The following is a 19,468-nucleotide window of genomic DNA, read 5'->3' as shown; positions in this document are numbered from 1 at the left end:
GTCCCGCCAATTAGAAGTCTTTCAGCGATTAGGAGCAAGGAATATGGACAGGCTTGTCGACCGAACAATCAGTGCCGCGGTATTTACCGATACATCCACTGAACCTCTGCCGCAGCGGGTGCGCACCGTTGTTGTTGGCGGAGGCATTGTCGGTGCCAGCATTGCCTACCACCTGACTTTGGCTGGCGAAAGCGATGTGCTCTTGCTGGAAAGCAACGTACTGGGCAGCGGCACAACCTGGCACGCGGCCGGCCTGGTCACCGGCGCGCGCAGTTCGGCACCCATGACCGGCCTGGCAAAGTACGGCCTGGAGGTCTACCGGGAACTCGAGCAGATATCAGGTGTCGACATCTCGTTCCGCCCCTCCGGTTCCCTGAACATTGCGCGCACCCCAGGCCGGCTCGACGAGATCCTTTACGCCCGCGACGTCGCGGAGCAGCAAGGCGTTCGGACGGAGATGCTTGACGAGAAGCGATTCAAAGAAGTCTGGCCGCTTGCCAGCACCGAAGGAGTGCTGGGCTCGATGCTGCTGCCCGATGACGGTTACCTCAATCCCGGCTACGCCGCGCTCGCCTTCGCCAAAATGGCATATCAGCGCGGGGCGCAAATCCGCGAGCATGTAGCAGTCGACAGAATTCTGCACGACGAGGGCACGGTAACGGGAGTCGAAACCAGCAGGGGAACAGTGTGCTGCGACCGCGTCGTCCTCGCCTGCGGGCTCTGGACTCGCGATCTTGCCGCCACTGCCGGTGTTACCGTGCCGCTGTACCCAGCAGAACATGTCCACGTCCGCACGGAGCAGATCGAGGGCGCCGTCCCCGAGCTTCCCGTCTTCCGCGACCTCGACAACAGCTATTACATCCGCCCCGAGGATGGTCACCTCCTGGTCGGGGCCTTCGAACCCGAAGGCCTGCCACGCGCCGTCAAGGAAATATCCACGGATGGCTTTGCGGAGTTTCTCCCTGACTGGCAGCACTTCGCGCCCATCCGAGGCAAGGCCGAAGCCACCGTGCCGGCGGTTGCCGCAGCAGGTTATGACCGGTTCTTGAACGCTCCCGAAAGCTTCACCCCTGACGCCAACTTCATCCTGGGGGAAACTTCCGAGATCCGAGACCTGTTTGTCGCGGCAGGGTTTAACTCCCAGGGCATCATCTATGCCCCCGGCGTGGGCAAAGAGCTGGCGGAGTGGATCATCACCGGCGCACCTGGTTTCGACTCATCATCGGTGGACGTTCAGCGCTTTTCCGAACATCAGAACAACCGCCGGTACCTTCATGAACGCACGAGGGAAGGTCTTGGCCGCCTCTACGCGATGCACTGGCCGCACCTGCAACTCGAAACGGCCAGGAACGTCCGGCGCACACCTCTCCATTCCCGGTTGGCTGAACTGGGCGCCTGTTTCGGGGAAGTCAACGGACAGGAGCGGGCCAACTGGTACGGGGATCCTGGGACTCGTCCCGTCTACACGTACAGCTACGGCCGGACCGAGTGGTTCGACCGGGTAGCCGCCGAACACAAAGCAGCCCGTGAAGGGGTGGTACTGTTCGACCTGAGCCCGTTTGCGAAATTCGAGGTCGCAGGACCGGACGCCCTGGCTGTCTGTCAGCTGGCGAGCACGGCAGACGTCGACGTTCCGATCAACAAAGCCGTGTATACGCTCTTTCTCAATAACAACGCAGGCATTGAACTGGATGGAACCATCACACGACTGGCCCGGGATCGGTTCCTGGTGGTTACTCCGTCCTTCAGCCGGCAGAAGAGCCGGGCGTACTTGACCCGGCTGGCCAGCGGCAAGGCGGCAGCGGTCTTCGACACCACAGCGGGACTGGCAACCATCGGTGTCATGGGTCCCCTCAGCCGCAAACTCCTGCAGCGCGTTTCGCCCGAGGACTGGTCCGACGCTGCACAGAAATACACCGAGGGGCGCAGGGTAGAAATCGCCGATGGTTACGCTTACTCCCTGCGGGTGAGTTTCGTCGGCGAACTCGGCTACGAGATCTACGCCGGGGCAGACCTGGCTGTGAACGTGTTCGACGCCCTCTGGGAAGCAGGACAGGACCTGGGGGTCCGGCTCGCCGGATACCATGCCTTGGATTCGCTGCGAAGCGAAAAAGGGTTCCGCCACCTGGGACATGACATTGGGCCCGCTGACGACCCTTACTCGGCCGGGCTGCGGTTCACAGTTGCGATGGACAAGCCCGGCGGCTTTGTCGGACACGACGCGTTGACCAAGCTCGATCCGGCCGCCCCAAAGCACCGTACGGTCTACATCGCCCTCGATGACCCCGAACCGCTGTTCGTCCATGATGAAACGCTGTACTGCAACGGATCCGCAGTTGGAAGGCTGACCAGCGGCAGCTACGGCCACACCCTCGGAAGGGCTGTTGGAATCGCAGCGGTTGACCCGGAAACCGATTTCTCCGGCCGGTTCGAGGTTCAGTCAAAGGGCAGGATGTTCCCGGCCACAGTTTCCCGCCGTCCCTTCTACGATCCCAAGGGCGAGCGGCTACGCGGCTAGACCCGAAGCCCGGTGCCGGCAGCCGGATGACCGCTGCCGGCACCAGTTTTCCTATCCAGCAATGAGTCGTCTTGGTGCCTTAACAGCACCAGGCCGTTAGGACAATCATGAACCAACTCAGGAGAGTCATGGAGCAGCTTACGAGAGAGCACCCGGTACCGCACACGCAGAACGCCGGCGACGGGGTCAGCGGCGGGGTCCGCGTCCTCGATGGGAAACGCACGGCCGCTACGGTCAAGGCCGAGCTGGCTGACCGGGTGCGCGCTCTCAAGGTCAGGGGAATCAGGCCAGGCCTTGGAACGGTCCTTGTAGGGGACGACCCGGCCAGTCATTCCTATGTGGGGGGAAAGCACCGCGACTGCGCCGAGGTTGGAATTGAATCTATCCGCCGTGATTTGCCGGCCGACATCCCTCAAGCCGAACTCGAAACGGTGCTGGATGAATTGAATAATGATCCGGCAGTCAGCGGTTACATCGTGCAGCTGCCGTTGCCGCCCCACATCGATCAGAACCGGATCCTGGAAAGAATCGACCCTGGCAAGGACGCCGACGGCCTGCACCCGGTCAACCTCGGCAAGCTCGTCCTCAACGTCAACGACGCACTCGACTCGCCACTGCCGTGCACCCCCTTGGGCATCATCGAATTGCTTGACCGTCATGGCATCTCCCTTAAAGGACGGGAAGTTCTCGTCCTCGGCCGGGGTGTTACGGTTGGCCGTCCGCTGGGTCTTCTGCTGACCCGCCGTGCAGTCAACGCTACGGTCACTCTCGCGCACACAGGTACGGTCAACCTCTCAGCGCACCTCGGACGCGCCGATGTAGTGATAGCGGCAGCAGGTGTGCCGGGCATGGTCAAGGCGAATCAGCTAAAGCCGGGCGCTATCGTGCTTGACGTGGGAGTCTCGCGCACCGTGGACGAGGCGACGGGCAAAGTTACCCTCAAGGGGGACGTGGAGCCTGCCGCCGGCAGCGTAGCAGAATGGATTTCTCCCAATCCTGGCGGAGTTGGCCCCATGACCAGGGCCATGCTGCTCCGCAACGTCATCGAAGCAGCGGAACGCCGCGCCAACATCAGCGCCGACTTCCCCCGGTAAACCCACGCAGCAGCAGCCGGGGGTGCCTCCACGGTTTCGGCAGGCGGCCGATGAGATGGGCGCGGGCTGGGGATCTTCATAGCAGGCTTCCGTCATGGAGCATGCCGAAGAGGACCCCGGAGCAGTGCCGGGCGAAGGTGATGAGGGCCTGGTGGTGGCGTCCGCCCTCGGCCCGCTTGCGGTCGTAGTACGCCCGTGGGCGCGGGTGGTGCAGGGCGGCGAACGACGAGAGGAACAGGACGCTTTGAGCCTCCTGTTCCTGCGCCGGCATCGAGGTCAGGACCTGGTGAAGAAGGGCGGGCCTCTACGAGGGCCTCGACCCGGCGGCCGCGTCGCGCTGGCGGCGCCGGTGAGCCGGTCTGTGGCCCGGGGTGCGTGCTTCCTCAGACGTGCCTTCACGTGCCCGCGGCCTGCAGTCTGCAGCGCGGCCGGGACCGGACACCGGATGAGCGGGTCCGCCGCGCTGGCCCGGACATAAGGCACACTTTCCACCCACCTCTACCGTCTCCTGGCCAGCGGCAAGGCCGAACGCTACAACCAGAGCAGGGCCGAGGAATCGTCCCGTGCCGGGCCGCATGCTTCCGGCGCCGAGCCTACCGCTGCCTTCCCGCCTGGCTCCCCGGTGCAACCATCCCCGGGGACACACCTCGCCCAGGGCCAGCCACCGGCCAGCCGCGTACCCGGCTCTCAGGGAGTACATTTAGACGATGTCGGGCCCGCGTCTGCTCGAAGCAGATGAAGCCGAAGCCACCTGGCTGGTGCGATGGCCATCCGTCGCCTCATCTGCTTCGGTTCTGGCCGCCAACGCCCTCTTGGCCGATCCGAAGCTGGAGTAGTCCGCCGAGCCGGGTTCGCCCCAGATAACCAGCACTTTCAATGGCTCGTCACCGGTGTTGCGCAGGTCATGCTCCGTTCCAACCCTGGCCAGCACGGCATCGCCGGCGGAGACGGGGTAGACGTGCCCATCGACAGTCATCTGACCGGTGCCTGCAGTGACCACGTAGATTTCCTCAAGGGGGCGATCAGGTTCGGCATGTGAATGCATGCCCTCGAATCCTCCGGGAGGCAACTCCCAGGCCTGCACCGCCACCGGCAGCTCGGATTGGCCGTAGAAGAGCCACTGCATCTGAAGGGGGGAACCCTCGTGGAGGTTGTAGCGAAAGGCGTGTGCGCCGGCTCGTTCAAGCATTGTTTCTCCTTCACGCGATGTACGGACCAGCTACGATGCGCCATCAGGGGTTGGGTACTGACCCCCGGCAGATCGAGCGGGCGGGATGTCCGTTGGCCGGAGTGCAGTGTTTGTGGCCGTCCGGACTGCATGTCATGTGTCTGTAAGGGGCGGGTATGGCTGCTACTGGGAGGGGCCGGCCGGTCTTGGGGAAGAGGGCTGCATCAGGGTAGCGCCGCGGCGCATCCAGCCTCTGGATACAGGTCTATTTTGTCCTGCCTGTGCACCATGATGCGCCCCCTGCCCTGATCCAACCAAACCCACACCGCCGACCCATCCGGCATAACCAGGTCGACTGTCGCCTCCCCGCTTGGGAAGCAGCCTGCCTCGGCCGGCGGTTTAGGCCGATCCCACCATGTACCGGGCATCCCTCCAAGCCAGGGCAGCCTTGAGCCCCTGCTCGGCCGCGACCTTGTCAAACTCCTGCTGTTCAGGCGTGTTGGCCCCGTTCAAGATGGCCGAGATGTCAATGTTTGCGTTGACTGCCGTGCGCAGCCCCATCGCTTCATAAGCTCGGTTAAGCGCCAGTTTGGTAAGACGGAGCACGGCCAGGGGCGTAGGTGCTATACGCATGGCAAGCTCTTCGGCCGCAGCATCCAATCCATCCCGGGGAACAATGCGGTTAATCAGTCCCGCTTCAAGGGCTGCCCGGGCGTTAATCTTGTCACCCGTAAACAGGAGTTCGTTGGTTTTCTTCTGTCCGAGGATGAACGGCATCAAGAGCGTAACGGGGCCGGAACCGTACTGGATTTCCGGTTCTCCGAACTGCGCATCCTCAGAGGCAATGATCATGTCGCATGCCATGGCGATTTCACATGCTCCAGCCAGACAGTACCCCTGCACAACCGCGATGGTGGGTTTGGGGCAGGACCAGATCGACATGGTCATGGCAACATCGCGTTTGAGAACCGGCCGCCATTCCAACGGCGTCTCCGTCCCATCTTCTATTTCATCGTTGATGTCGAATCCGGCCGAAAAGGCGCGGCCGTTGGCGGCGAGAAGGACAACCTTGATATCGTCGTCCGCGCCCGCCTCGGCGATGCGCCTGTTCAGTTCAAGGACGACCTCTGTGTTGATCGCGTTCAGCTTCTCGGGGCGGTTCAGGGTGATGTGTGCTATGGGCCCGCGGGTTTCATACAGGACAACGTCGTTCATGGTTGATGCCTTTCATATCGGGCGAACTTAGGTGCTTATCGGTCGGCGATCTGCTGCGTTTTGCTCTGGCAGGGACCGCCCTGCAGTCCGGGCGAGTGGTTCCGCACCAGGGCTGCCGCCGTGCTTAGGCGGTTCAGCGGTGGGAGAAGTGCGGCTGGCGTTTCTCAAGGTATGCCGGAATGCCTTCCTTCCGGCCGTCCATGGCCCACGCAGCCTGGAACAGCCGCCGCTCAAGACGCAGGCCTTCAGCAAGGGGGGTTTCAAACGCGCAGTTGACCGCTTCCTTTGCCATCAGTACGGCCGGGTGGGAGAAACGGGCGATCTTCCTGGCGGCTGCAGCTGCTTCTTCGACCAGGTCCTCGGCCGGCACAATGCGGGCTACCAGGCCAATCCTTTCGGCCTCTTCGGCTTCAATGATCCGGCCGGTGAGCACCATCTCCATGGCCTTGGATTTGCCGACAAACCGCGCCAGCCGTTGGGTGCCGCCCGCCCCGGGAAGCGCCCCTAATGTGATTTCGGGCTGGCCGAACTTGGCGGTGTCGGCCGCAACAATGAAATCGCACATCATCGCCGGTTCGGCACCGGCGCCCAAGGCGTATCCTGCCACTGCGGCGATCATGGGCTTTCGCATGCTGGCCGCCCGTATGCAGTTGCCTCTGAAGTCTTCAAGGAAGACTTTCGTGAAGCCCCTCGGCTGGAGTTCGACGTCTGCTCCGGCAGCGAAGGCTTTCCTGCTGCCCGTGAGTACAACTGCCCGCACTTCATCATCGCGATCGACCTCGTCGAACGCCCCTTCCAGTTCTCCGATCAGCTCCTCGTACAGAGCATTGAGAGCCTCAGGACGATCGATTGTAATCAGGGCGACAGGACCACGCCGCTCGACGCGAACGAGGCTGTATTCACGACTTCGGTTTGTAACGTGCGCCTTTTCGGCCACTTCGGTCATGGATTCGTCTTCCTTCCCCACAGCAGTGCCGGGCGGTGGGCACGCCCTCAGCGGCTGAGAATAAGCCGGGCGTCCAGGGCTACCACTCCGCGGGGAGTCACCGCCACGGGGTTGCATTCCAGCTCACCGATTTCCGGGTGTTCCGCTGCGAAGACCGACAGATCGCTCAGGAGCCGGGCCGCGGAATCAACGTCAACGGCCGGCCTGCCCCGATACCCGGTCAGCAAAGCGGCACCGCGCAGTGACAGCAGCACATTTTTTGCGGTCTCGGTGCTGATCGGGCCGAGCGCGCACCGAGTGTCCTTGAGCAGCTCGGTATAGACGCCCCCGATACCCGCAAGAACTATCGGTCCGAATGCCGCATCCTGTCGGATGCCGAGAATGAGCTCCACTCCATCGCTGAGATCCGCCATCTGTTCAACAGAACAGGTTGGAGGTTCAAGCCTATGCTGGAAATCTGCCCAGGTCTGCTCAAGCTCGTACCTGTCCTTTATGCCGACGACGACACCGCCGCGGTCCGACTTATGCTCGTCTCCCAGTGCCTTAAGTACGAGCGGAAAGGACAGTTGTTCGGCTGCGCTCCGCAACTCCCTGATGTCTGCGACCTCGGCAGCCGGCACAAAGGGGATGCCGATGTCCAACAATGTACGCCGGGCAGGCCAGTAACCTGTCTCGGTCAGGGGTGCAGCGGCAGGCGGAAGAGAAGGAACGCGTCCGACAGCACGAGGGACGCGTCGGGCCAGGCGCTCCAGCGCCCACGTTGCATCCTCGACATTGCGGTAGACGGCAACACCGCTTTCGCGCAGCGCCGCTGCCGGCTCGGAATCTGCAAACATCGTCTGGACCACGAAGCTGGCACCGGTCTCGGCGGCGAGGGCGCCGATGTCATGGCCTTGCTGAATTTCCGCAGGTGCCACCGCGATGTCGTAGTGGCTGTATCCGCCGAAATATCCCGTCATCAACACCGCATCGATTTCCGGGCTCTCCATGAGGCGCCGGGCCACCCGCGAGAAGCAGGTGATGTCCTGCTCCCCGCCGCCGGCAATATCGATGGGATTGGAGACGGCAGCCGTGGGAGGCAGTTCTGCTGCCACCTGAGTCTGCATTTCGGGAGAGAACTCTTCCACTTGGAGTCCCGCGTCCTCGAGGCTGTCGCCGGCCAAGGATGCGTGACCGCCGCCATCGGCCAAGACAGCGACGCGTCTCCCCGTCAACGGATTGGTTCGGACCAGAGCCTGCAGCAGGTTTGCCATTTCGTTGGGGCTTGACACCAGCTCCGTACCTGTGGCCTCGCACACCGCATCCAGGACCACGCCTGAGGTCACCATCGAACCGGTATGCGATGCGGCGCCCCTGGCCGATGCGGCACCGCGCCCGACGGACAGCAGCACGACCGGTTTGCCGGCCTCAGCCGCCCGGGCCGCAGCGTGCGCGAACTTGCGTCCGTCCTGGAACCCTTCGCAGTAGACTCCGATTGCCTCGGTGCCGCCATGATCGACGCAGCTGTCGATCAAGTCAGAGACGTCCAGATCGGCACAGTTGCCCAGACTTGCGAACCTGGCAACGCCCAGGCCGAGACCCGAAAAGTGCCCGGCTACATCAATGGCCACGTTGCCGCTCTGGGAAATGATCGATATGGATCCGGACGGGAAGTCATTGACCGTCGCGTCGAGGCCCGTGGTGTGGTCCAAGACTCCAAGACAGTTCGGGCCGAGCAGGGATATCCCGGCTTCGCGAAGGCGGCGGACTACAGCTTCCTGGCGAAGCCGCTCCCGCTCCCCCGCTTCGCCTAGACCGGCCGTGACCGCGACTACCGCTTTGACCTGGGCGTTGATGGCCTCATCGAGGGCATCGTAGAAGCCGGCCGCCGGTACCGCTATCAGCACCAGATCGACGGGCTCACCCACGTCCGCAAGAGTCGGGTATGCTCTCCGGCCCAAGACGCTAGCCCGCGTCTTGTTCACCAGATAAGCCGGGCGGGATCCGGCAAGCGCCCGGGAAGCGAGCCAATTGCCGTATTTCGCCGGGTCGTTGCTTGCTCCGACTACGGCGATCGACACGGGGTCAAAGAGCGGCGTCAGGTCTCTGCGAGAGATGACAGGGGCCGGGGAGAGGGGCGGCATCGAAGATCTCCGTCCAGGAGTATGTGAGCGACCAAGAGAATGAGGAGCACCCGCAGGCCGGGCTTATGTGGCGCAGATCTCACAATAATAAGAAATTATTGGAAGATCAAGATGGATGCCGTGGTTGAAGAACCTGCCAACATCCCGCATCCATTGAGTGGTCCACTCGCGCACGCAGAAGGAGCACGATGGCAGCGGAACAGGCCCCGGCCCTGACGGGTGATGAACCGGCAGTGCAGGGGAAGCCGATGCGGATCCTTCGCGCAGCACGATGGCCGGACACGGTCCGTGATATTGAAAAGATCCGCTTGCGGATGCCGCTCGGTAAGCACAAGTGTCGATCGGCTGGATCCAGCACTATTTCAACGACCGGATACCTCGATCGAGCGGATGCTAAGTGAAGCCAGCAGACGCCGAGTCCAGCAGTGGCTGCGCGCCGGGTGCGGTCTGCTCGACCGGGCGGCCCGCCTCGCTGCGCTGTTCGAGCACGTCGTGAAGGACTGCCAACGGTGCGTTGTCTGACCGGCAGCCAATGCAGGCTCCTGCCCCCAGAAGCTCCGAGATGGCATGGATGACCTGCTCATCATCGGGCACAAGAGCCAAGAATTCGCCGTCCCCCGGAGTCAAAGGAATGCCGGCGTCCCTGAGAGGCAGGGCCAAATGAAGACTGACGGGATCATACGCACCACTGGTCCCTGACGTGATGCTAACGAGCACGTTGTCCCCGACACGGCGTCGTTGCTTCAGGAAAGTATTCAGAACGCTCAGCTCCACGGCACCGCCCCGAAGGTCCGCGAGAAGCTTTCCCCTTCCTGCCGCCCCGCGTCCAGGATTTTTGCCTGCTGTTCCAGTTCAAGGGCGATGAGTCAGGCCACATATTGAGCCAGTAGCGGATTTGTTGGCGAATACTGCGCTCCCTGAATCACCAGCGAGGCACGTAGACGCCCGGTCACCTCCCGCCGAGTTGCTTTCTGGCCCTCCTGATCCGCTGACGCACCAAGGCCGAGTGCGCTTCTGGTCCGATCAGACCAGTGTCTGGTGTTGGTAGAACCAGCCAGGACAAAGTGGTTGTGCCCGCCGTAACATCTCTGATCTCCCTGGACTGGCAGCTTCCAAACACTCCTGTTGTGCGTTCGGGTTTCGGCTTTACGACTGGAAGTCCATGCCAAGCTGCGCCCGCGCCACATCGAGCAGCAACGAATTGACGTAGTCGGGAGTGTAATTCGGAATCTGAACGGCGACGGCGAGCATCATGCCGTCAATGAGGCCAACAAGGATGCCTACGACATGCTCCACCGGGGAACTGAGTTCAAAATGGCCTTCGGCAACCCCCTGTTCGATCGCCTGCCCCAGCGCGTCCCGCCATACTGTCGTCGTGTTGGCCGTCAAAGTCTGAAACTCCGGGTATCTGCTGGCGGCGGCACAGGTTTCCAGCCAGATCGTGCATCTTTCCCTGTCTGTCACCGAGCCCAGAAGCAGCGCCTTGACTTTCGAGGGCCCGTCTTCAGCCTGGCTGGCACTTGCCGCCCACTCCGAGGCCCTCCTAATGCTGGCGGTCTCGAGAGTCTCACGCACGAGTTCATCGCGTGTATAGAAGTAGTGTTGAATCAAGCCGATGGATACACCGGCATGGATCGACACGTCGCGAAGCCGGAGCCCGTCAAACCCTCGCTTGGCCAGGAGCCGTTCGGCGGCCGAAAGTATCTCCTGACGCTGAAGAGATGCTTGGCGATTTTGATCTATCGCAGCATCATTCGTTCCTGTCACGGGTAACCTTCTGTCTACGCGAAATCTTGTGTACCATCCTAGACCGTTGCCCCGGCTGCAAGGATGGCCCGCCGGTCCAAAAGGACTATTCGTCCCCTCGGTCGAGCGGGCCGCCCAGGTCCGGGTGCACGGCAAAATCCTGCCCAAGCGCAAAGGCAATCTGCCCGCCGACAGCTACGGCTGGAGGACAATCTTGCCTTGGACGTCGCCGTCGTTCATCCGCTTCAGCCCCGCTGCGGCGTCCTCCAGAGGCAGTACGGAGTCGATCATCGGGCGAAGGCCGGTTGTATCGAGGAGGGCGAGCAACTGCTGAAGCTCGTCGCGGGTTCCCATCGTTGAGCCCAAGATCCGGAGCTGAAGGAAAAACACCCGGTACAGATCAGACCCCGGATTCGGGCCTGAGGTAGCGCCGCAGGTCACAAGCGTCCCACCGGGCTTAAGGGACTTGAGGGAGTGGGCCCAGGTCGCCTGGCCGACATTGTCAATGACGACGTCGACTCTTTCGGGAAGCCTGCCGTTGGGATCGAACGCCTGATCGGCACCGAGCTCCAGCGCGGCCATCTTCTTTTGCTCGCTGCGGCCCGTCACCCATACCCGGACACCCGCGGCCTTGGCCAGTGCGATGGCGGCCGTCGACACTCCCCCGGCAGATCCCTGCACCAAAACGGTCATGCCGGGCTGGAGCCCCGCCTTGACAAAGAGCATGCGGTAGGCCGTGAGCCAGGCCGTAGGAAGGCATGCTGCTTCGGCCCACGACAGGGACGCCGGCTTGGGTACGAGATTCCGGCTGGGTACCAGGACCTTTTCTGCCAGCGTTCCGTCATAAACTTCGGACAACAACGAACGCTTAGGGTCCAAGGTTTCATCCCCCGCCCACTCGGGGCTGGAGACTACGGAGTGGACAACAACCTCGTTTCCGTTCTCGTCGATGCCGGCGGCATCCCCGCCAAGAATCATCGGCAGCTGCTCTTGGCGGATGCCGACCCCCCGAAGCGTCCAGAGGTCGTGATGATTAAGTGCAGCAGCTTTAACGGTCACCACTGCCCATCCGGCCCGGGGCTCCGGATCGGGCCTCTGGCCGACAACCAGTCCGCTGATCGGATCATTGGGATCCACCCTGGTCGCGTATGCAGCAAGCATTCGATTTGTCCTTTCATGGCTTTGAACGGTGTTCAAAGTGATCGGTCGCCGGAAGGGTCAAGCGGTAAGCCGCTGCAGCATCCCGATGCTCCGAGCGGGCCGCGGGCTGGAGGGTTGAATTATGGCCATGGTGAAATGGGGCGCCCGCTTCCAGTCCAAGGCGTTCCCACCCGGGAGAATGCCGGGACCACGCGACCCCCATCCCAGCATCAGGGGCTCCTCGAAGAAGCCGGAGGCAAGGGAAACCGTCCGTCCTGGTCCCAAGAACCGCGAACATCCGAGCGACTCAAGCCACAATAATAATTTATTATCCCCCGGTCAAGGTCCTGTGCGAGGCCGCGTCGGCACCCCTCCTTTGGGGGGTGCCGGGCCTCGCGCCGGATGCCTGGAGCCTATTGACGCTGCCGGCCCGGATAGCTAACCTCACAATAATAATTTATTAAGACGCGGAACGTGGGAAGCGCGGCCACCAGCCTATAAACGACGGTCAGGTGCTGGTGAGGAGTGCTGGCCGCTAATTGCGGGTGAATTTGTCCCTCGGTGGGGTTCTTGGGCAGCGAACCAAGGCGTTCGCCGTTCTCAATATTCGAGGAGTTTTTATGACGGACAAGCGTGTCGTGATTATTGGAGCGGGCGTGGTCGGAGCCGCATTGGCCGACGAACTCGGGCAACTTGGCTGGAGCGACGTTACGGTGCTCGAAAAAGGTGACCTCCCCATGCCCGGGGGATCTTCTTCACACGCGCCGGGACTGCTCTTTCAGACAAATGCGTCAAGGGCGATGTCGAAGATGGCCCAGTACACTGCCGATAAGTTTAAGTCCCTATCCTATGAAAACGCGCCGTGTTTCCTTCCGGTGGGCGGGCTTGAGATTGCCACGACGCCGGAGCGGCTGGCCGAGCTTCATCGCCGGCAAGGCTATGCAGCTGCCTGTGGCGTTGCAGCACGGATGGTGTCTGCAGAAGAGTGCCTGGAGATTCAGCCTCTGCTGAATGCGGACATAGTTCTGGGCGGTCTCCACACGCCCACCGACGGGATCGCCAAAGCGGTTCGAGCGGTAAACGCGCAGCTGGAGCGCGCCAGGGAACATGGGGTCAGGGTCCTCGAACGACACGAGGTTCTGGATATCCGGACTGCCGGCGGCAAGGTAACGGGCGTAGTGACCGACCGGGGCGAGTTCGACGCGGATTATGTTGTTTGTTGTGCCGGCATCTGGGGCCAGAAGATCGCGTCAATGGTGGGTCTCAATCTGCCGATCCTGCCGCTGGCTCACTGCGACGCCATTTCGGAGCCGCTGCCCTCTCTTGCCGGTGCTTCTGCCGAAGCCAAGGGACCGTTGATTCGCCACGGTGACGGCGGGGTCTACTACCGTGAGCGTTTCGACCGTCTGGACATCGGTTCGTTTGAGCACCGCCCCATCCCGGTACATTACAGCGAGCTTCTGCCTGTCGACGAGGCCGAGGTCATGCCCAGCCAGCTCCCCTTCACACCCGAGGACTTCGAGGGAGCCTGGAAGGAAACGAACCGTCTGTTCCCTGAAACAGCCAATATTTCGATAGCCCAGGGAATGAACGGCGTTTTTGCTTTCACCGCTGACGACTTTCCGTTGATCGGGCAGGCCCCGGAAGTGGAAGGATTCTGGGTGGCTGAGGCGGTCTGGGTTACACATTCCGCAGGCGTGGCCAAGGCAGTGGCCGAGTGTCTGACGCATGGTTACTCGTCATCTTTCGATCTTCATGAGTGTGATCTGAACCGTTTCGAAGCGCACGAACTTGACGATAGCTACGTGCTTGATCGTGCCGGCCAGAACTACCTCGATGTCTATGCCATCAAGCATCCGCTGCAGCCGATCGAAAGTCCTCGCAACCTGCGCGTCAGCGCGTTCTATCCTCGGGAACGCGCTCTGGGCGCCGAATTCGTCCCGGTACACGGATGGGAGCAGCCGCTGTGGTACGGCAGCAACGAGACGCTCCTTAAGCGCCTGCAGGTCCGGGAAAGAAATGCGTGGGCGGCCAGGTACTGGAGCCCAATTGTCGCCGCCGAGGCCAAGGCAACCCGCGAGAACGTGGCCCTCTTTGACATGACACCTCTAACCCGGCTGGAGGTCAGCGGAACCGGGGCCACGGCCTTCCTTGATCGCTTGACCACCAAAAGCGTCGACAGGCCCGTAGGTTCCGTGACCTACTGCCTGATGCTGGACGAAGGCGGGCGGGTGCGCAGCGACATAACCGTGGCTCGACTGGGAGAAAACAAATACCAGGTCGGTGCTAATGGACAGCTGGACCTCGACTGGATGCACCGGCACGTCGGTGATGGTGAAGCGGTGGTCATCCGTGACGTAACTGGCGGCACCTGCTGCGTAGGCGTGTGGGGACCCAACTCACGCAGTCTCATTTCCAGACTGACCGACCTGAAACTCGACTCCGAGCATTTCCCATATTTCCAGGTTCGGCAGGCCTTCATCGCAGGTATTCCGGTCACGGCCGTGCGGCTCTCCTACGTTGGGGAGCTGGGGTGGGAACTGTATACGACCGCTGATTTTGGTCTACGCCTTTGGGACGCCCTTTGGGCAGCTGGAGAAGAGTTGGGAGTCATTGCGGCGGGCAGGGGGGCGTTCACCAGCCTGCGGCTGGAGAAGGGGTACCGTTCCTTTGGCCAGGATATGACCTTTGAACATGACCCGTTTGAGGCAGGACTTGGCTTCGCCGTCAACCTGAAGTCCAACCGGGAATTCGTCGGGCGCAAGGCCGTCGAGAAACGGCGCGAAGCGGCAGAGCGCAAACTCGTTCCCCTTGTCCTTACGGAGTCAGGTGCGGTCGTAGCGGGACGGGAACCGGTACTTGATGGAGACGCAGCCATTGGCTACGTAACAAGCGCGGCCTACGGCTACACCATCGATGCCGGAATCGCGTACGCATGGGTTCCCGACCATTTGTCCGCCCCCGGCACCGAACTGGCCATTGGTTATTTCGGTGATCGGATTCCGGCCAAGGTCGCCGCCGAGCCGCTTTACGATCCGGACATGCTCCGTCTTCGCAGCTAGAAGGTTGCGGGATGCCCCCGGGCATCCCGCAACCTTCGTTTGCTGTCCGGCCTCGCCAATCCTGCCGAGAGCTGTGCCAGAGACGCCGTGTTGGATTGGTTTACCCGCCGAGCACGTTTACGTGCCTGAGTGAGATAGACCGGTCCCTCCTTTGCTGTTGTTCGCCGTGCCTGTCCCCAGATCAGGCTGCGCGGTGATCATCCGGTAGCGCCAGGGTAACAGCGATGCCCGCTGCAGCTCGGATAAGCGTTTCCAGCCGGCGCTTGATAAGGAGGGTTGCTGTGCCAACCGGGTAGGCGGGCTGCATCACGATCAGAACCCGTGGTGTGAAGAAGAGCCTGGCGATGCCCCAGTGGCATGCCATGTACAGTTCGGCCGGGAACTGGAGGCCGATCACCAACAGTGCCAAGACCACTGTCCCGGGACCGACAACCAGGATGAGGGCCGCGATGCCCAGGCTGCGCACGTCCGATCCCGCGGTGGATTCCGCGGGGCGGATTCTGTCATTAACGACCTCCCGCCCGCCACGACCAGCATCCTTCGAGGGGCACCCGGTAGCGCGGTGGTTCGCGATGAACTGGAAGTTGGCCGGTGCACCGCAGAAGTGCGTGCGCCCCCGCCGCGGCCCTGGAACAGCCGGAGCGCTTCGGCGGCGTCGAAGGTGGACATGATGACGGTGCCGCCGTGGATGAGGACGGCGTTGTGGCCTGGCAACTGAAGAAGACACAGGCTGGCTTCTTCTGCAGCTGCCGGTATGCATACATATATTGCCTGGATTACCGGCGTGCCCGGCAGGGTGAGAAGGCCGGGCACGCCGTGCACAGGTCACCTCATGTACGGATTGTTGCTATTCGTGCAGTCCGGCAAGACGGCTGCCGAACTTCGCGATTAACGAAGTTTGCCGTGCTTTCCTAGCTTCCTCCCAGGAGTCGGCGATGCCGAAGAGCTTGTACATCGCGTGCACCCCGAGCCAGCGGACCGGTTCCGGTTCCCAGTTCCGGGCCCTGTAGCCGACCCAAGGCAGGCTGGTCCGGACTGTATTGCGGTCCAGTGCAAGTTCAGCCAGCGTCCGGCCGCCCACGAAGGCCGCGGTGACGCCATGGCCTGCATAGCCTATGGATGATCCGATGCCGGCAGCAGGGTCCCAGTTGACGCCTCCGTTCCAGTCCCGTGTGACCCCGAGGACCCCGGACCAGGCGTGCTCCGGTTCGAACCGGATCCCGGGGAAGAAGCTTTCGAGCCTGCCCGTGAGCTGCCTGACCGTCGAGGCGGCGGTTTGGCCGTGCCCCCCGGTCCCGGATGCGAAGCGGTACGGGGTGCCGCGGCCGCCGATCGCAATCCGGTTGTCGGCGGTGCGCTGGGCATAGATAAAGGTGTGGGCCGAATCGTTCAGGCATTCCAGCCCGGCCCAGCCGATCCGCTCCCACGCCGCCTCATCCAGCGGTCGGGTGACGATCATGGACGAGTTGATGGGGATGAGGCGGCGCTTGCCCAGGAACGGGCCGGAATAGCCCTCGGTGCAGATGAACGTCTTTCCGGTCCGGACCGTACCGCGTCCCAAGGAGAGCAGCCCGCTGGCTGCGGAAATGACCCGGCTGTGCTCATAGATGTCCACTCCCAGCCGCGAGGCTGCCGCGGCGAGTCCGCGGACCAGCTTGGCCGGGTTCACCCGGGCGACGTCGGGATAGTAGAGGCCCCCGTGGACGCCGGCGATGTTGATCCTGGACTGGAAATCCGCCGGGCTCAGGAGCTGGACCTCGGACTCGTCCAGTCCGTAGGCGAGGTCTGCGCTGCGCTTGGCCTTGAGCCGGTTGAGCCCGGCAGCGGTGTGCGCCGCGCTCAAGGTGCCGCCCTTGTGCTGATCTGCCTGGATGTCTTCCTTCTCCAGCGTGGCCAAGATCGTATTGACCGAGGAAATGAACTCACGCTGAAAGGCCTTGGCCGAGTCGACGCCGCCCTGCACCGCTTTCGCGAACTTCTTGCGGTTCCCCGGTACCAGGGCCGAGACCCAGCCGCCGTTACGGCCGGAGGCGCCGTATCCGATCCGCTCAGCCTCGAAGACCGCCACCTTCAGCGACGGTTCCAGCTGTTTGGCGAAATAGGCCGCCCACAAACCGGTGAGGCCTCCGCCGATGATGGCGATGTCGACGTCCGAATCACCCTGGTACTGGCCGTACTCTGGAGATTCCGCTTCCACGTTGGACATCCAAAATCCGAGTCGGCCGTTTGCGTACGACGTGGTCATTTCCGTGGCCTTTCTCAGACGTCGGCACCGGCAGGGGTGACAATCTTTGCCGTGTTGGAGCGGGGCAGCAGGAGGCAGGCCCAGACCATGATGGCCGCCACGGCCAGACAGACGATGACCACGCCGGTGGTGCTGCCGGCCGCTGCCAGCATGGCCGTCGCGGCGGCCGAAGCCAAGCCGCCGCCGATCGCGCCTGAGAGGTGGTAGTTAGGTCCAATGCTGGTGTACCGGACGGTCGGGGTAAACAGCTCGGCCACTTCACCGGCCAGAACTCCATAGGACGTTCCCACGAAGAACATTGCGACATCGACGGCCCGGTAGAGGTTCACGGGGACCGCTGTGTGCATCAGCGCGAACGCCGGAATGCTCCAGATACCCATGGCCACGCCCGAGATCGTCACCACCGATAGCCGCTCGGTAACCTCGAAGACGTCCTCGCGTCTGACCAGCGGCTCGGGCTTGGTGGGCTTCAGGTCGTACATCCGTACCGGGTCCTGGCGCTGCAGGAACACGATGTCGAGGAAACCCCTGGCCACCAGCAGGCCGACCTGGACGCCCTTCCACTCGATCAGGGCGTTGGTGGCCACAATGGAGCGGTGCAGCAACCGTGCGCCCTGGACAATGGCGACCGGGAGCTTGGCGAGGGCTTCGGTCACCGCCCGCGCCAGCTCGGCCGGGGCGGAAAACACCTTGTCGGTGGCCGCCAGCCGCCCATCGTCGTCCAGGACTATCAGGTCGGTAAACGTACCGCCGCATTCGACACCAATTCGCATGGGACTTCGCGTACTTTCTGTCTAGACGAAATTGACCGGTAGGTACACGCCGGCACCCTAGAAACTGGGCGGAGCCATGGCCCAGAGAACCTTCGCCTGCCGACCGGCCGTTTCGACGACACGGTGGGCATCCCTGCTGAAGTAGGGGATGGAATCGAGCGCCTCCAGCCGGTAGGTCTGCTCCCCGACCGTCACGTCGACCTGCCCTTCAACAACCAGGACCAGTTCCTCCGAATCGCCGTGGGAGTACGGCTCCACGCCCGTTGAGCCATGGGGCTCGAACACGCCCAGGAAAACTTCGAGGTGGTCGAAGGTCCGGGGCGTCAGCCGCAGCTTGCTCGCATTGACCCCGAAGGAGAACCCCTCGCTGGCAACAAACCGCTTTACCCTCGGGGCCGCGACCTCCGACGAAGTGAACAGGTCACCGACGGCCAGCCCCAGGACATCGGAAATCTTCTGAAGTGTCCGGACGCTTCCGGTATGCACTCCCCGTTCAAGCTGCGAAATGAAACTCTCGGCCAGTCCGCTCGCTTGGGAGACGTCCTTTAGCGTCATCCGCAGCGCCTTGCGCCGGCGCCGCAGCCTGGAACCGATCGGTTCCTCTCCGCCGCCTGCATCAGGCCCACTGCTTGGCCCGGCACCCAGCTTTTCCGCCATGCTGGAAATCACCCCGCACCTCCGTCTGTTGTCCACAACCTACAGTCAGTAGCGGCTGAGCGGAAGACATTTTTGAAAAAGCCTCAGAAAAGTTTGGTATGAAAGAACTTTTTTGTAGAACGGCGTCTGTTTCAGGAGCGGCCTGTTCAAACTGTTGCCTACCCCTCATATGTAGGAGGCACTCACCAGCCCGGCCGATAACAGCGGGTGAGGGCCTTTCAGCCCACGTGGAGCAGGGGAAACCTGCAGGTGTGGGTCAGCTGTCGGCGTTGGTGCTGCTCATTCAACGTGAGAACCCGGTGGCCGCCTTCCGGGGTATCCGCGACTTTCTAGTGTTCACAGACAAGCGCCTCATCGCAGTCAATATGCAAGGCGTGACTGGTAAGAAGCGGGACCTCACCTCGTTCCCCTACTCGAAGACCCAGGCCTTCTCAGTCGAAACGGCTGGCACCTTAGACCTGGACGGGGAACTCGACATGTGGTTCAGCGGCCTCGGCAAGGTTCGCCTTGAGTTCAAGGGCAACGTCGGGACTGCCCCCGGTTCGGTTGACTCCTGACTGGTGAGGATTCATTCCTTGCAGGAAGGATGTTCCCGTGCCCAAGCCCTACCCTGCCGAGTTCCGGCGCGATGCCGTCGCGGTCGCCCGGAAGCACGGGGCCCCGCCGGCGCAGATCGCCAAGGACTTCGGCATCTCCGAGGCGGCCCTGCATACCTGGCGAGGAAGGCCGACATCGAGGACGGCGTCGTGCCGGGGACGACGGAGAAGGAAGCGGCCAAACT

Annotated in this window: 16 protein-coding genes and 1 pseudogene; 5 read left to right on the top strand and 12 right to left on the bottom strand. The window is 62.5% G+C overall.

Going from position 1 to position 19,468, the window contains the following annotated elements; translation table 11 throughout:
• The first annotated feature begins 43 nt into the window (after positions 1 to 43).
• Both ACFQ36_RS01465 and ACFQ36_RS01460 read left to right on the top strand, forming a co-directional pair.
• Positions 44 to 2,518 (top strand): FAD-dependent oxidoreductase, encoded by a 2,475-nt coding sequence (locus ACFQ36_RS01465; RefSeq protein WP_377009857.1) that lies wholly within the window; start codon positions 44 to 46, stop codon positions 2,516 to 2,518.
• Positions 2,519 to 2,646: 128 nt separating this feature from the next.
• The gene (locus ACFQ36_RS01460; RefSeq protein WP_377009855.1) at positions 2,647 to 3,612 is read left to right on the top strand and encodes a bifunctional methylenetetrahydrofolate dehydrogenase/methenyltetrahydrofolate cyclohydrolase; all 966 of its coding nucleotides are present in this window, start codon (positions 2,647 to 2,649) and stop codon (positions 3,610 to 3,612) included.
• A gap of 76 nt (positions 3,613 to 3,688) precedes the next feature.
• On the opposite strand, the pseudogene ACFQ36_RS01455 reads toward ACFQ36_RS01460, so the two are convergent.
• The 8 genes and pseudogenes from ACFQ36_RS01455 to ACFQ36_RS01420 form a co-directional block, all read right to left on the bottom strand.
• Positions 3,689 to 3,850 (bottom strand): annotated as a pseudogene (locus ACFQ36_RS01455) (IS110 family transposase); the annotation flags it as partial.
• Positions 3,851 to 4,312: 462 nt separating this feature from the next.
• Positions 4,313 to 4,801: a cupin domain-containing protein gene (locus tag ACFQ36_RS01450; RefSeq protein ID WP_377009853.1), complete on the bottom strand. Its 489-nt coding sequence runs from the start codon at positions 4,799 to 4,801 to the stop codon at positions 4,313 to 4,315.
• 378 nt (positions 4,802 to 5,179) lie between these two features.
• Positions 5,180 to 5,995 (bottom strand): enoyl-CoA hydratase/isomerase family protein, encoded by an 816-nt coding sequence (locus ACFQ36_RS01445; RefSeq protein WP_377009851.1) that lies wholly within the window; start codon positions 5,993 to 5,995, stop codon positions 5,180 to 5,182.
• 133 nt (positions 5,996 to 6,128) lie between these two features.
• Positions 6,129 to 6,941 carry an enoyl-CoA hydratase-related protein gene (locus ACFQ36_RS01440; RefSeq protein WP_377009849.1) on the bottom strand — a complete coding sequence of 271 codons (813 nt, stop codon included), beginning with the start codon at positions 6,939 to 6,941 and terminating at the stop codon, positions 6,129 to 6,131.
• Positions 6,942 to 6,988: 47 nt separating this feature from the next.
• A complete protein-coding gene (locus ACFQ36_RS01435; RefSeq protein ID WP_377009847.1) occupies positions 6,989 to 9,064 on the bottom strand; it encodes an acetate--CoA ligase family protein in 2,076 nt (691 codons plus the stop codon).
• A 393-nt stretch (positions 9,065 to 9,457) separates the two neighbouring features.
• On the bottom strand, positions 9,458 to 9,838 hold the full coding sequence (locus ACFQ36_RS01430; protein ID WP_377009845.1) for a hypothetical protein: 381 nt from the start codon (positions 9,836 to 9,838) through the stop codon (positions 9,458 to 9,460).
• A 372-nt stretch (positions 9,839 to 10,210) separates the two neighbouring features.
• Positions 10,211 to 10,831, bottom strand: a complete 621-nt coding sequence (locus ACFQ36_RS01425; RefSeq protein ID WP_377009843.1) for a TetR/AcrR family transcriptional regulator — start codon at positions 10,829 to 10,831, stop codon at positions 10,211 to 10,213.
• Between the two features lie 174 nt (positions 10,832 to 11,005).
• Entirely contained in the window at positions 11,006 to 11,971 is a 966-nt protein-coding gene (locus ACFQ36_RS01420; RefSeq protein WP_377009841.1) for a zinc-binding dehydrogenase, read from the bottom strand.
• A gap of 599 nt (positions 11,972 to 12,570) precedes the next feature.
• On the opposite strand from ACFQ36_RS01420, the gene ACFQ36_RS01415 reads away from it, so the two are divergent.
• A complete protein-coding gene (locus tag ACFQ36_RS01415; RefSeq protein WP_377009839.1) occupies positions 12,571 to 15,012 on the top strand; it encodes an FAD-dependent oxidoreductase in 2,442 nt (813 codons plus the stop codon).
• Positions 15,013 to 15,193: 181 nt separating this feature from the next.
• On the opposite strand, the gene ACFQ36_RS01410 is transcribed toward ACFQ36_RS01415, so the two are convergent.
• From ACFQ36_RS01410 to ACFQ36_RS01395, 4 genes are all read right to left on the bottom strand, one after another.
• Positions 15,194 to 15,478 carry a hypothetical protein gene (locus tag ACFQ36_RS01410; RefSeq protein WP_377009837.1) on the bottom strand — a complete coding sequence of 95 codons (285 nt, stop codon included), beginning with the start codon at positions 15,476 to 15,478 and terminating at the stop codon, positions 15,194 to 15,196.
• A 381-nt stretch (positions 15,479 to 15,859) separates the two neighbouring features.
• Positions 15,860 to 17,218, bottom strand: coding sequence for an NAD(P)/FAD-dependent oxidoreductase (locus tag ACFQ36_RS01405; RefSeq protein WP_377009834.1), 1,359 nt, complete (start codon positions 17,216 to 17,218; stop codon positions 15,860 to 15,862).
• A gap of 53 nt (positions 17,219 to 17,271) precedes the next feature.
• Positions 17,272 to 18,030 (bottom strand): hydantoinase/oxoprolinase N-terminal domain-containing protein, encoded by a 759-nt coding sequence (locus ACFQ36_RS01400; RefSeq protein ID WP_377009832.1) that lies wholly within the window; start codon positions 18,028 to 18,030, stop codon positions 17,272 to 17,274.
• A gap of 57 nt (positions 18,031 to 18,087) precedes the next feature.
• Positions 18,088 to 18,687 carry a helix-turn-helix domain-containing protein gene (locus tag ACFQ36_RS01395; protein ID WP_377009977.1) on the bottom strand — a complete coding sequence of 200 codons (600 nt, stop codon included), beginning with the start codon at positions 18,685 to 18,687 and terminating at the stop codon, positions 18,088 to 18,090.
• Between the two features lie 272 nt (positions 18,688 to 18,959).
• On the opposite strand from ACFQ36_RS01395, the gene ACFQ36_RS01390 reads away from it, so the two are divergent.
• Together ACFQ36_RS01390 and ACFQ36_RS01385 are read left to right on the top strand one after the other, a co-directional pair.
• Positions 18,960 to 19,244, top strand: coding sequence for a PH domain-containing protein (locus ACFQ36_RS01390; RefSeq protein ID WP_377009975.1), 285 nt, complete (start codon positions 18,960 to 18,962; stop codon positions 19,242 to 19,244).
• A 37-nt stretch (positions 19,245 to 19,281) separates the two neighbouring features.
• The coding region (locus ACFQ36_RS01385) for a transposase (protein WP_377009830.1) at positions 19,282 to 19,468 on the top strand (187 nt) is incomplete at its 3' end.

The sequence above is a fragment of the Arthrobacter sp. GCM10027362 genome, assembly GCF_042679445.1.
Classification (GTDB): domain Bacteria; phylum Actinomycetota; class Actinomycetes; order Actinomycetales; family Micrococcaceae; genus Crystallibacter.
This window is presented reverse-complemented; position numbering and strand designations above follow the sequence as displayed.

What these genes read in the sequence shown, in the direction of transcription:
- ACFQ36_RS01395 (WP_377009977.1), bottom strand. Translation starts at nt 18,687, where the DNA reads ATGGCGGAAAAGCTGGGTGCCGGGCCAAGCAGTGGGCCTGATGCAGGC.
- ACFQ36_RS01405 (WP_377009834.1), bottom strand. Translation starts at nt 17,218, where the DNA reads ATGTCCAACGTGGAAGCGGAATCTCCAGAGTACGGCCAGTACCAGGGT.
- ACFQ36_RS01460 (WP_377009855.1), top strand. Translation starts at nt 2,647, where the DNA reads ATGGAGCAGCTTACGAGAGAGCACCCGGTACCGCACACGCAGAACGCC.
- ACFQ36_RS01465 (WP_377009857.1), top strand. Translation starts at nt 44, where the DNA reads ATGGACAGGCTTGTCGACCGAACAATCAGTGCCGCGGTATTTACCGAT.
- ACFQ36_RS01435 (WP_377009847.1), bottom strand. Translation starts at nt 9,064, where the DNA reads ATGCCGCCCCTCTCCCCGGCCCCTGTCATCTCTCGCAGAGACCTGACG.
- ACFQ36_RS01415 (WP_377009839.1), top strand. Translation starts at nt 12,571, where the DNA reads ATGACGGACAAGCGTGTCGTGATTATTGGAGCGGGCGTGGTCGGAGCC.
- ACFQ36_RS01450 (WP_377009853.1), bottom strand. Translation starts at nt 4,801, where the DNA reads ATGCTTGAACGAGCCGGCGCACACGCCTTTCGCTACAACCTCCACGAG.
- ACFQ36_RS01420 (WP_377009841.1), bottom strand. Translation starts at nt 11,971, where the DNA reads ATGCTTGCTGCATACGCGACCAGGGTGGATCCCAATGATCCGATCAGC.
- ACFQ36_RS01400 (WP_377009832.1), bottom strand. Translation starts at nt 18,030, where the DNA reads ATGCGAATTGGTGTCGAATGCGGCGGTACGTTTACCGACCTGATAGTC.
- ACFQ36_RS01445 (WP_377009851.1), bottom strand. Translation starts at nt 5,995, where the DNA reads ATGAACGACGTTGTCCTGTATGAAACCCGCGGGCCCATAGCACACATC.
- ACFQ36_RS01440 (WP_377009849.1), bottom strand. Translation starts at nt 6,941, where the DNA reads ATGACCGAAGTGGCCGAAAAGGCGCACGTTACAAACCGAAGTCGTGAA.